The sequence below is a fragment of the Tessaracoccus sp. OS52 genome (assembly GCF_020687685.1).
In the GTDB taxonomy this organism is placed as follows: domain Bacteria; phylum Actinomycetota; class Actinomycetes; order Propionibacteriales; family Propionibacteriaceae; genus Arachnia.
This window is the reverse complement of the sequence record NZ_JAJEWM010000001.1, coordinates 377307-389308: the sequence shown is the minus strand read 5'-3', so window position 1 is coordinate 389308 and position 12002 is coordinate 377307. Positions and strand designations below refer to the sequence as shown.

The 12002-nt window shown below is 70.9% G+C and carries 11 protein-coding genes; 4 read left to right on the top strand and 7 right to left on the bottom strand.

Translation table 11 applies throughout. The features are described 5' to 3' along the window. The first annotated feature begins 3 nt into the window (after positions 1-3). Together LKO27_RS01660 and LKO27_RS01655 are read left to right on the top strand one after the other, a co-directional pair. Positions 4-699, top strand: coding sequence for a demethylmenaquinone methyltransferase (locus LKO27_RS01660; protein ID WP_227735168.1), 696 nt, complete (start codon positions 4-6; stop codon positions 697-699). Beyond that, complete coding sequence (locus tag LKO27_RS01655) at positions 699-2399, top strand: TM0106 family RecB-like putative nuclease (RefSeq protein WP_227735167.1); 1701 nt, start codon at positions 699-701, stop codon at positions 2397-2399. Before LKO27_RS01660 ends, LKO27_RS01655 begins: the two co-directional genes overlap by 1 nt. 72 nt (positions 2400-2471) lie before the next feature. On the opposite strand, the gene LKO27_RS01650 is transcribed toward LKO27_RS01655, so the two are convergent. From LKO27_RS01650 to LKO27_RS01620, 7 genes are all read right to left on the bottom strand, one after another. Continuing rightward, complete coding sequence (locus tag LKO27_RS01650) at positions 2472-3269, bottom strand: tryptophan-rich sensory protein (RefSeq protein WP_227735166.1); 798 nt, start codon at positions 3267-3269, stop codon at positions 2472-2474. A 44-nt stretch (positions 3270-3313) separates the two neighbouring features. Then, on the bottom strand, positions 3314-4732 hold the full coding sequence (gene pntB, locus LKO27_RS01645; protein ID WP_227735165.1) for a Re/Si-specific NAD(P)(+) transhydrogenase subunit beta: 1419 nt from the start codon (positions 4730-4732) through the stop codon (positions 3314-3316). A gap of 3 nt (positions 4733-4735) precedes the next feature. Continuing rightward, the gene (locus tag LKO27_RS01640; RefSeq protein ID WP_227735164.1) at positions 4736-6274 is read right to left on the bottom strand and encodes a Re/Si-specific NAD(P)(+) transhydrogenase subunit alpha; all 1539 of its coding nucleotides are present in this window, start codon (positions 6272-6274) and stop codon (positions 4736-4738) included. A 137-nt stretch (positions 6275-6411) separates the two neighbouring features. Further along, positions 6412-7983 (bottom strand): 2-succinyl-5-enolpyruvyl-6-hydroxy-3-cyclohexene-1-carboxylic-acid synthase, encoded by a 1572-nt coding sequence (gene menD / locus LKO27_RS01635; protein WP_227735163.1) that lies wholly within the window; start codon positions 7981-7983, stop codon positions 6412-6414. Beyond that, positions 7980-8948, bottom strand: a complete 969-nt coding sequence (locus tag LKO27_RS01630; protein WP_227735162.1) for an o-succinylbenzoate synthase — start codon at positions 8946-8948, stop codon at positions 7980-7982. The genes menD and LKO27_RS01630 overlap by 4 nt, the downstream gene beginning before the upstream one ends. 2 nt (positions 8949-8950) lie before the next feature. Beyond that, positions 8951-9829: a 1,4-dihydroxy-2-naphthoate polyprenyltransferase gene (locus LKO27_RS01625; RefSeq protein WP_227735161.1), complete on the bottom strand. Its 879-nt coding sequence runs from the start codon at positions 9827-9829 to the stop codon at positions 8951-8953. Beyond that, positions 9826-10875: an AMP-binding protein gene (locus tag LKO27_RS01620; protein ID WP_227735160.1), complete on the bottom strand. Its 1050-nt coding sequence runs from the start codon at positions 10873-10875 to the stop codon at positions 9826-9828. The genes LKO27_RS01625 and LKO27_RS01620 overlap by 4 nt, the downstream gene beginning before the upstream one ends. 166 nt (positions 10876-11041) lie before the next feature. Here LKO27_RS01620 and LKO27_RS01615 point away from each other — a divergent pair, with 166 nt between their 5' ends. Next, positions 11042-11299 carry a PLD nuclease N-terminal domain-containing protein gene (locus LKO27_RS01615; protein WP_227735159.1) on the top strand — a complete coding sequence of 86 codons (258 nt, stop codon included), beginning with the start codon at positions 11042-11044 and terminating at the stop codon, positions 11297-11299. Between the two features lie 70 nt (positions 11300-11369). Continuing rightward, positions 11370-11987 carry a dihydroxyacetone kinase subunit DhaL gene (gene dhaL / locus LKO27_RS01610; protein ID WP_227735158.1) on the top strand — a complete coding sequence of 206 codons (618 nt, stop codon included), beginning with the start codon at positions 11370-11372 and terminating at the stop codon, positions 11985-11987. Positions 11988-12002: the final 15 nt, after the last annotated feature.

Below are 12002 nucleotides of genomic sequence, written 5' to 3'. Positions count from 1 at the left end.
GGGATGCAACACACGCGAGCGACCCTTGGCAAACGACGGGCCGAGGTTTCGGCGATGTTCGACGGTGTTGCCAAGCGCTACGACCTGCTCAACGGGCTCATGACCATGGGCTTGCACAAGTGGTGGCGACGCGCGACGGTGGCCGCCGTCGCACCGCGCCCGGGTGAGCGCATCCTCGACCTGGCGGCGGGCACGGGGACGTCGTCGGCCCCGTTCGCGGCGGCGGGCGCGATGGTGTTCCCCACGGACCTGTCCATGGGCATGCTGAAGGTCGGCAAGCAGCATCGGCCCGAACTGGACTTCGTCAACGGGGATGCCCTGAAGCTGCCCTTCGCCGACGAGTCGTTCGACGCGGTGACCATCTCCTACGGCCTGCGCAACGTGGAGAACACCCACGAGGCCCTGACGGAGTTGCTGCGGGTCACCAAGCCCGGGGGCAGGGTCGTGATCAACGAGTTCTCGACCCCGACCAACCCTCTTTTCCGCATGCTCTACGAGCAGGTCGCACTGCGCTTGATCCCGTTGGTGGCGAAGGTGTCGAGCAACCCGGACGCCTACGGGTACCTGGCCGAGTCCATCATCGCGTGGCCGGACCAGCAGCGGCTGGCCGACCTGATGGCCCGGGCCGGCTGGGTCGACGTCGAGTGGCACGACCTGACGGGTGGCATAGTCGCACTGCACCGCGCCTGGAAGTACTGATGCCTGAGTTCACCCTCGACGCGTACGCGGCCCGGTCCTGCCCGGTGAAGACGTTCAACGCGTTCGACCCGACCCTCAGGCAGCAGCCGCTGGACCATTCCCTGCGCGAGTCCTTCCAGGGCGGCCAGGACCAGCGCGACCTGGTGCTGGCCCGCATCCTCGAACTGGGCCACGACGTCGTGGACCTCCGCGTGCTGGGCACCAGCGACTGGACCGAGCTCGAGGCGTCGGCGCTGAAGGCGATGTCCGACGGCGTGGGCGTCATCATCGGCGGTGTGCTCCCGCTGGACCTCGCCGGACACCGCAGCGGTCGCGCGGACGTCCTGGTCCGGGGCGACGACACTCCCGACGGGCGCCCCGGGTACTGGCCGATGCGGGTCAAGAACTACCGCGTGCTCGAGCGGCAGGTGGGGGGCACCGACCTGCGGTACTCCACGATTGCTGATCTGGGGACCCTGGAGGTGCTGCCGGACCTGCGCTACCGGGCCTTCCGGCAGGGGGCGCTGCTGGAACTGGCCCACGTCTGGCGGCTGCTGGAGACCGCCGGCTTCGCCTCGGCCACCCCGCTGGCGGGGATAGTCGGCACCGACCGGATTCCCGTCGACGGCAGCGAGCCGACGGCGGCCTGGATCCGGCTCGACCAGCGCTTCCTGCGCACCTTCTCGCGTACCTCACCGACCGGACACCGGTTGCGCTCGGCGCTGGAACGCTACGACCACGAGCATGGCTTCCGCGTCCACGTCGCCGAACAGGCGATGCTGCGCACCGGCGTCGACGACCCGGAGCCGATCGTGCGCCCGATCCGCGTCAAGGAGTGCGAGTGGTGCGCCTGGTGGGAGGTCTGCCGGCCACGGATGGACGACGACGACCTCTCGCTGCGGATCTCCAAGACCCCGCTGGACGTGCGCGAACTGCAGACCCTGATGAGCCTCGGTATCCGGACCGTCGCGGAACTGGCCGAGGCCGACGTCGATGCGATCCTGCCCCAATACCTCCCGCTCACTGCTCACCGGGACCACTCCGAGCAGCGTCTCCGCACCGCCGCGCGCCGGGCGCGGATGCTGGCCGCGGGCGTCGAGCTGGAGCGGGTCTCCGGAGACCCCATCGACGTCCCCCGCTCCGAGATCGAGGTGGACCTGGACATCGAGACCGCAGAGGGAGACCTCACCTACCTTTGGGGCGTCCTGGTGACCGACCGCCGCAGCGGGGACCAGCACTATGAGCACTTCAGCGGCTTCCAGAGCCTCACCCCCGCCCAGGAGGTTGAGATCGCGGCCCGGTTCAGCCGCTGGCTGGTGGCCTTGTTGACCGAGCACCCCGGCACCAGGGTCTTCCACTACAGCGACTACGAGACCGTCCACCTGCACCGGTTGGCCGAGCGCAGCGGCCACCCGGACATCCAGGCAGCCTGTGACCTCGTCCGGGACCACTTCGTCGACCTGTTCGGCCACGTCCGGGACAACTTCGTGGGAGTGGATGGCCTGGGCCTGAAGGTGGTGGCGCGCAAGGGCGCCGGGTTCAACTGGCGCGACGACGACGCCGGCGGCCTGAACTCGCAGACCTGGTTCGAGGCAGCGGTCAAGGGTGCCCGGGACGAGGAACGCGCCGCGGCCCGCACCCGCGTCCTGGAGTACAACGAGGACGACGTCAGGGCCACCTGGGCCGTCCGCGAATGGCTGAGCGGCCTCGACTCGCGTTAGTCGCGGCACGGACGTCGGTCGCCGTCCGGGTCTCCATCGTCATTGATGAGAACTCGCCCGTCCGGGGACGGGTCAAGCGGTGGTGCCGGTAGGGATGGGCAGCCCGCGCCGTGCCCGGAGCGTGAGCCCCAGCCAGGTGACAAGAACCACGACGGCGGCGATGACGCCGGCCACCGCCACCGGCGTCGACAACGGCTCGCCTGCGCTCCTGCCGATGGCGATCCACGAGAAGGCCCACGCCATGGCCAGCGCGACCGCGATCCTGGGACCGAAGGCGACCTGGTAGACCGCGTGGAGTCCCGCAGCCACGATGATTACGATGATCGCCACCACCGGCGCCCACTGACCGAGGTCCCAGCCCGAAGCCGTGCCGGCCGCGGCGATGTTGGCGGTGGATGCCGCCGTGACCCAGCCCAGGTGCATTCCATGGGTGCCGTCGACGATGATCCGGGCGGGCCAGGTGTCGTCGGGGTGCGTTTGGAGGTTGCGCACCAGGAACCCGAGCACCACGGCCAGCGCGAGGATCACCACCACGCTCAGCCAGATCAGGTCAGCCTGCGTCACGAGCAGCCACGACGCGTTTAGCACCAGGCTGAGACCAGCCAGCCACCCGATGGCGCGCTCGCGCTCCGACCTCGCGTTGCGCGGGAGCCACTGCCACACCACGTACGCGATGAGTCCCAGGTAGATGACGCTCCAGATGGAGAACGCCGGGCCGTCCGGGGCCAGCAGCGTGGCCTCCGAGGAGAGGGCCCCGCCGGCGGAATCCTCCACCCGCTGGCCGATCACCCCGGTCCCGAACAGCACTCCGACGGCGTTGAAGACGACGCAGGCGGTGACGAACAGGCGGCGCTGCAGATCTCGGTCCATGACCCGACGATAGTGCTCCGGCGGTGCCCCCACCGGAGTCGCGGTCAGCGCGTCAGGGCGGGCTGTCCCTCTCCTGCGGGCAGGGCAGCAACGATCGCCTGCGTCGAGGACTTGGCGTCGCCGAAGCACATCAGGGTGTTGTCCCGGAAGAACAGCGGATTCTGGACGCCTGCGTAGCCGGCGCTCATGGACCGCTTGAACACCACGACGGTCCGGGCCTCCCACACCCTCAGCACCGGCATCCCTGAGATCGGGGACCCCGGCTCCTCGGCGGCGGGGTTGACGGTGTCGTTGGCGCCGATGACGAGCACCACGTCGGTGGCGGCGAGGTCGTCGTTGATCTCGTCCATCTCGAGGACGATGTCGTACGGAACGTGGGCCTCGGCGAGCAGGACGTTCATGTGCCCCGGCAGCCTGCCGGCGACGGGGTGGATGCCGAAGCGGACTTCGACGCCACGGTGCTGCAGGTGCGTGACGAGGTCGGCCACCGGGTACTGCGCCTGCGCCACGGCCATGCCGTAGCCGGGGACGATGACGACGCTGCGCGCGTCGGCGAGCAGTTCGGCGACGTCGGCGGTGGAGGCTTCGCGGTACTCCCCCAGGTCACTGGCGACGGCCGCAGTGGTGTCGTCGCCGAAGCCGCCGAGGATGACCGAGATGAAGGACCGGTTCATGGCCCGGCACATGATGTAAGACAGGATCGCGCCGGAGGCACCGACGAGGGCACCGGTGATCACCAGCACGCTCATGTCGAGCATGAAGCCGCTGAACGCGGCCGCCCAGCCGGAGTAGGAGTTCAGCATCGAGATGACCACGGGCATGTCGGCACCGCCGATGGCGGCCACCAGGTGGACGCCGAGCCAGAGGGAGAGCACGGTCATCAGCAGCAGGGGGATGAGAGAGTTCGTTGCGAGGTACCACCAGCCGAGCAGGGCGATGGCGACGATGGTGGCCAGGTTCAGCCAGTGGCGGCCTGGCAGCACTAGGGGCTTGGACTTGAGGCGCCCGTTCAGCTTCCCCCAGGCGACGATCGAGCCCGTGAGGGTCACCGCGCCGATGAAGATGCCGAGGTAGACCTCGATGGCGTGGAACGCGTCCGGCTCGGGGTTCTCGAGATGGACGTTGAAGCCCACCAGCACGGCCGCCGCACCCACGAAGCTGTGCAGCAACGCGATCAGTTCGGGCATCCCGGTCATCTCGACCTTGCGGGCCCGCCAGACGCCGATGGCACCACCGATCGCGACGGCGACGTAGAGCAGCACCGCAGAGACAGGCTGCAGTTCATGGTTGCGGTAGTCGGTGTAGGCGACGGCGAAGTTGGTCGCCACGAGGGCGAACACCATCCCCATCACCCCGTAGACGTTGCCGCGTCGTGCGGTCTCGTGTTTGCTCAGGCCCGCGAGGGCGAGGATGAACATCAACCCGGAGGCGATGTAGGTGGCGTCGATGAAGTTGCTCAGCACGGCTCAGCCCTTCCTGAACATGTTGAGCATCCGGGCGGTCACTGTGAAGCCGCCGAACACGTTGATGGATGCGATGAGCACAGCGATGAAGGCGAGGATCTTGACCACCCAGAGGTCGCTGGCGAGTTGCGTCATGGCGCCGACGATGATGATGCCGCTGATGGCGTTGGTGACGCTCATCAGAGGGGTGTGCAGGGCGTGGGTCACGTTCCACACGACGTAGTAGCCGACCACCACAGCCACCACGAAGATCCCGAACAGGCCCACGAACCCCTCCGGAGCGAAGGTCAGGGCCGCGATCAGGGCGACCGACCCCACCCCCATGGCCACCACCTGGTGCCACCAGGGTCGTTTCGGCTTCGGCTTGGCCACCACGGCGGGAGCCTCCACGACCGCCGCGGGCGCGGGCGCGGCGGAGACCTGGATGGGCGGCGGCGGGAAGGTGACCTCACCGTCGAGAACCGTGGTCATGGTGCGCACGATGTCGTCGTCGAAGTCGATGACGAGCTGGCCGTCCTTGCCGGGCGTCATGAGCGTGAGCACGTTCACGAGGTTGGTGCCGTAGAGCTGGGACGCCTGCCCGGGCAGGCGGCTGGCCAGATCTGTCCATCCGATGATGGTCACCCCGTTGTCGGTGACCCAGGACTCGCCCGGCCGGGTGAGTTCGCAGTTGCCGCCACCTGCGGCGGCGAGGTCCACGATCACCGAGCCGTTGCGCATGCTGGCCACCATCTCGGCGGTGATCAGCCGGGGCGACGGGCGCCCGGGGATGGCAGCGGTGGTGATGATGATGTCGACGTCGGCGGCCTGGTCGGCGTACAGCTGGGCCGCGCGGGCGGCGTAGTCGGCGCCCACTTCGCGGGCGTAGCCGTCGGTGCTGACGCCCTGGTCGTCGGCGGGGACGTGGAGGAAGGTGGCGCCCATGGACTCCACCTGCTCGGCGGTCTCGGGCCGGACGTCGGTGGCCCGGACGACCGCGCCCATGGAATTGGCGGCGCCGATGGCTGCGAGGCCGGCGACACCGGTCCCGGCAACGAGGACCTTCGCCGGTGGCACCTTCCCCGCTGCGGTCACCTGCCCGGTGAAGAACCGGCCGAAGACGTGGGCCGCCTCGACGACGGCGCGGTAGCCGGAGATGTTGGCCATTGCGCTGAGGGCGTCCATGGACTGCGCACGCGAGGTGCGCGGGACCATGTCCATGCTGAGCGCGGTGACGCCCTGGGCCGCGAGCGCCTCGGTGAGCGCCGGGTACTGGCGGGGGGCGAGGAACGCGACGAGCACGGCGCCGGCGTGCATCAGCGAGAGCTGTTGCTGCGTCGGCGGGTGGAACGCGAGAACGATGTCGGCGCCCCAGGCGCTGACCTCGTCGCCGATGTGGGCCCCCGCCTCGCGGTAGGCCTCGTCGGCGAAGGCCGCCCGCTCCCCCGCCCCTTCCTCCACGACCACCCGGTAACCGAGGGTGAGGAGAGCCTGCACTGTCCGGGGGGTGGCGGCCACGCGTCTTTCGCCCTGGCCCGCCTCATTCGGTACGCCTATGTCCATGCCGTACACCCTAGTCAATCGGACGGTGCGCGGACGCCGCGGGGTCGGTCTCAGGATCACCCCGGGCCCCGCCGCTTGGGTGTGGCCGGAAGGACGGTCATGCGTCGTTGCGGCCACACCCAAGAAGGTGGGCTGGATCAGACCCCGGGCTGCCTGCGCCCGAAGCGGGAGATCCTGGCCACAACCAGCTGGCGGCCGGTCACCGGCCCGGCCAGTGCGGCGGCCAGTTCCTCCGGCGTGGTCACCGTGGTGGTGTCCCAGCCGAGGGCGGCTCCGACGGCGGCGAGGTCGGTTCCCTGCGGGGTCCCGAAGACCCGCTCGAAGGCGTCGGCGTACTCAGCAGCCCCCTGCTCGAGGGTGTGGAAGATGGCGCCGCCGTCGTCGTCGGCCACCACCACCCGCAGGTCGGCAACCGGCTCCAGTGTGGGAGCGACGAGGGCGCCGAGGTCGTGCTGGAGGGTCAGGTCGCCGAGCAGGACGGTGGTGGGCCGTCCAGTCGCAAGCGCGACGCCGGTGGCGGTGGCCACGGTGCCGTCGATCCCGGAAAGTCCGCGGTTGGCCCAAGTGGCCGCCCGGCCGGAGGCGATGGGCGCGAGGTCGGCGTCGCGGATGGACTGGCTGGAACCGAGGAAGAGGTTGTCGCCCGCAGCCACGCTGGCCACCACTGCGGCTGCGACGGCGGGACCGTCCAGTTCCTTGCGGTCCGGCGTTCCGAGGGCGGCGTCGGCGGCGAGCCAGTCATCGAGCCAGCCCTCCGGTTGTCCGGTGATCAGCACGCGGTCGGCGATGACCGCGGCGCGGGAGCCGAGGTCGGTCCAGTCGGCGCGGTCGGTCACGACGACCAGTTCGAGGTCGTCGCGCGAGAGCAGCCGGGTCACGGCGCGCGAAAGGGTGGGGTGCCCGAAGCAGAGCACGCGTTCGATGCGGTCGGCCACGGGCGAGTCCAGCAGCAGCCGGTACCTCGCCACGGCGTTGGGTCCGGTGCGGGCGTTGCTGGAGGGCTCCGCGAACAGCGGCGCTCCCGCCAGTTCCGCAGCCGCCCGCGCCTCCGTGCCCCCAGCGGGCGTCGCGTCCCCCACCAGCACGATCGTTGCCCTGTCATCGAGTTCGGTCACCGACGCCCCGACGCTCTCCGCCACCTCCGCGACCCGCACCGGCACCGTCGGCACCGGCCCGACCAGCGGCATCGGGAACTCCGCATTGAGATGCACCGGACCCGGCCGACGCGTGCGCAGGCCCGAGGCCAACACGTGCGCCCGCTGGACCGCAGCGGTCCACGCCTGGACGGTGCCGGACGCTGCCGACACCCGTACCAGGCCGAGCACCGAGGGCCCGAAGACGCCCACCTGGTCAGTGGTCTGGTTGGCGCCGGTGCCGACGGCCTCGGCCGGCCGGTCGGCGGTCACCACGACCAGCGGCACCCCCGAGGCCCGGGCCTCCATGACGGCGGGGGCGAGGTTGGCGACCGCAGTCCCGGAGGTGGTGACGACGGCGACCGCACGGCCCGAGCCCTTCGCCAGTCCCAGCGCGGTGAAGCCGGCGACCCGCTCGTCGACCCGCACGTGCAGGCGGATCTTGCCCGCACCGTCGGCGGCGTGCAGCGCGAGCGACAAGGGGGCGTTGCGGGAGCCGGGAGCGAGCACGACGTCGCTCACCCCGCAGGCGGCCAGCGCCTCGACGATCACCGCGCCCAGCAATGGCGAGTTCACACTGTCTCCTCTCCGGGACCGCTCAGCAGTTCGCCCGCGCGCTGCAGCCGCTCCCGCCACCAGCGGGTCACCTCGGGACCGGCAGCGACGCGCTCGAGCGCCTCCTCTGAAACCTCGATCTCGCCTACCGGCAGCTCGCCGCCGTCGGCGCGTAGCGGGGCCGTGACGACGTCGTCGGTGAGCAGCGACGCGGTCTCCAGCCCGCAGGCGTACGGCAACGACGGCAGCGCAGCAGCGAGTGCGACCCCCGCGCGGAGCCCGACGGAGGTCTCCAGGGCACTTGAGACCACGGCGGGCAGGGCCAGCTGTTCCGCCAGCCGCAGGGACGCCCGGACCCCGCCGAGCGGCTGCACCTTGAGGATCGCGACGTCGGCGATGTCGCGGACGGCGAGGGGGTCGGCCGCCTGGCGGATGGACTCGTCGGCGGCGATGGGCACCGCGATTCCGGCGGCGTCGAGCCGGCTTCGGAGTTCTCGGAGCTCCGCGACGTCGCGGCATGGCTGTTCGGCGTACTCCAGCCCGAACTGGGCGAGTTCCCGCAGTGCGTCCAGCGCCTCCTCGACGCCCCAGGCGGCGTTGGCGTCGACGCGGATCAGCCCGTCGGGTCCGAGGGCGTCCCGGACCGCAGCCACGCGGGCGACGTCGTGGTCGAGGCCCTCGCCGGACTGCGCCACCTTCACCTTCGCGGTGCGGCAGCCGGACTCCAGCACGCGCCGCGCGGCCAGGTCTGGAGCGACGGCGGGGACGATGGCATTGACGGGCACCCGGTTCCGGACCGGGGCTGGAAAGCCGTGTGTGGCAGCCTCCAGGCTGGCCTCCAGCCAGCGCGCCGCGATGCCGTCGTCGTACTCGGGGAAGGGGCTCCATTCGGCCCAGCCCGCGGGACCCTCGAACAGCATCCCCTGCCGCCGCTCGATGCCGCGGAAGCGAGTGCTGAGCGCGATGTCGTAGACGAAGCTGCGCATGGTCAGCCCACGAACGTTCCGACGAGCAGCCCCAGTCCGACGCCGAGTTCGGTCATGCTCGTGCCGCGCAGCAGCGGGATCAGTGCGGTGCCGGTGGCGCCGGAGAGCATGCGCTGCACGGGTCGCAGCGCCATCCCGAAGGCCAGCAGCGCGATCAGCGCCGCCCACGTCGTCAGCGCGGCGAAGATCACCACGGCGAGCGCGGCCAACCCGATGAGCGCGACGTAGAACCTTCGGGTCCCGACGTCCCCGAGGCGAGTGGCGAGCGTGAGTTTGCCGGCCACCTGGTCCTTGGCGAGGTCGCGCAGGTTGTTGACCACCAGCAGTGCGCTGGCCAGTGCGCCGATCGCGGTGGCGGCGGCCCAGGTGGCCGGCGGCACGCCGTCGCCGATCACGTAGGCGGTGCCACCGACGGCCACGAGGCCGAAGAAGACGAACACGAACACCTCACCGAGGCCCAGGTAGCCGTAGGGCTTCTTCCCGCCGGTGTAGAACCAGGCCGCGAGGATGCACAGGGCACCGACGACCAGCAGCCACCAGTGCCCGCTGATGGCGACCACCGCCAGGCCCGCCACCGCCGACACGCCGAAGCAGATGAACGCCGCGCGCTTCACCGCGGCGGGGCTGGCCAGCCCGGAAGCCGTCAGCCGGACCGGCCCGACGCGGTCGTCGTCGGTGCCCCGCACACCGTCGGAGTAGTCGTTGGCGTAGTTGACGCCGATCTGCAGCCCCAGCGCCACGACGAAACACAGCAGTGCCAGGGGCCAGTCGTAGATCCCGAGGTGGGCGGGCACGGCGGCGCCGGCCAGGACGGGCGCGAGTGCGGCGGGCAGGGTGTTGGGCCGCGCACCGGCCACCCAGACTGAGATGTTGTCGCTCATGGTTGGACCAACAATAGGAGAGCGGAACGGTCCGGTTTGCCGCCCGCGGTGCGGGGCAGGCGGTCGACGTGGACGAACTGCCTGGGCAGCGCCGCCCTCTGCAGCGTCTCCCCGAGCGCTTCCCGCCAGCTGTGGAGGTCCCCGTCGCGGGCGAAGATCACGATTCGGACGCCCCATTCCTCGTCGGGGACCGCGAGCACGGCGGCCTCCGCGTCTCGGGCCTCGACGGCGCGCCTCACCTCGGCGAGGTCGACGTTGACGCCCCCGGTGATCACGACGTCGTCGAGCCGGCCACCGACTGCGAGGCGATCCCCGACGAACGTCCCGAAGTCGCCGGTGAGCAGCAGGTCACCGGCCGGCCGACGTGGCGGCGACGACGGCGACTCCAGGTAGCCGTCGAACAGCGTCGGGCCGCCCAGCGCGATCCTGCCGGTCCCGGCCGGCGCGCGGTCGTCGGGCAGGATCCGCACCTCCACCCCGGGCAGGGGCTCGCCGTCCCAGACGCAACCGCCGCAGGTCTCGCTCATGCCGTAGGTCTCGATGATCCGCAGACCCGCCCCGAGGGCACGCTCCCGCAGACCCGACGACAGCGCGGCCCCGCCCACCAGGATCGCGTCGAAGCCCGCCAGCCGCGCGGTCAGTTCGGGGGACCCCAGGGCTCGGTGCAGTTGGGTGGGGACGATCGAGAGGGCGTCGCCCTCCCCCGTGGCGACGACATCGGAGAGGTCGGTGGTGCCGAACCTTGGCGGTCTCCCCGCGACCAGGGATCGGACCAGCACCATCAGGCCGGCGACGTAGTGCGGCGCCAGCGTGAGGTGCCACGTCAGCGGCACGCCGAGCCGGGCCTGCGATGCCTCGGCCGCCGCTGTGAGTGCAGAGCGGGAGAGGACCACCAGGCGCGGTGCGCCGGTGGAGCCAGAAGTCGCGACCACGGCTCCCACGCCGTCGGGAAGTTCCGGCGCGGCACCGGGCGCCAGCCAGACCGGCTGGCCGCCGTCGAGCATCTTCGCGACGGCTCGCGCCACCGCGGCGGGTTCCGCGTTCAACGCCGGAGGTCCCACGCGCATCCGAACCCGGCCGGGACCTGGCCTGCCAGGTCGTTGGGGCTGCTCATCTCGTCCTCCCGAAGCTGCGTGACGCTGACTCGACGGTAGCAGCCAGTCCTTCGGCGCCTGGAGATGGTGCACGTCGCCGAACGGGTAGCCTTGGAGCGTGACCCGGGTTCTCATCATCGTTGCGATCGTCGCCCTGACGATCTACTGCACCGTGGAGGTGGCCCAGTCCCGCAAGTACCTGGTGCGGTTGATGCCCAAGTGGTTGTGGGCCTTCATCGTCATCTGCCTGCCGGTCATCGGCCCGTTCGGCTGGCTGCTGTGGGGACGCCCCACCGGACCGGCCAGGCCCGGCCACCGGCCACGTGAGCAGGGACCCGACGACGACGAGGACTTCCTGCGGGGCCTGAAGCCCTGACTCGCGGCCATCACCGACGAGCCGATAAGCTGTGCGACGGCCCCATCGGTACCGGGAAGGGAATCGCCGGATGACAAGCGGCAACGACGTGATCCGCACTTGGCTCGACAGAGCTACCCAAATTCTCCAACAGCACGCTGCCGAGCTCGACGAACTCGACCGGCAGGTGGGCGACGGCGACCATGGCAGCAACATGCTCCGCGGCTTCCGCGCCGCCCGCGAATCGGTCATCGACGCGGACTCGCCGGCCCAGAACGTGAAGCACGTCGGGATGGCGCTGGTCAGCAACGTGGGGGGCGCCTCCGGCCCGCTGTACGGCACCTTCCTGCTCCGCGCGGGGCAGGTCTGGGAGAGCGACGTCACCACCGCGAGCCTCGCCCGGGCGATGCGACGTGGCCTGGATGGTGTCGTCGCCCGGGGAAAGGCGCAGGTCGGGGACGCCACCATGGTGGATGCGCTGGCGCCGGCCGTCGCCTCGCTCGAGGCCTCCGCAGCGACTGACCTGGACCTGACCGACGCCCTCGCCGCCGCACGGGAGGCTGCGGCGGAGGGAGCCCGGAGCACCGCCCCGTTGGTGGCCCGACGCGGACGCGCCAGCTACCTGGGGCGGGCCACCGTCGGGCATCTCGACCCGGGCGCCGTCTCGTCGTCACTGCTGTTGTCCACGCTTTCAGGTGACGACGCCTGACCAATAGGGTGTTGG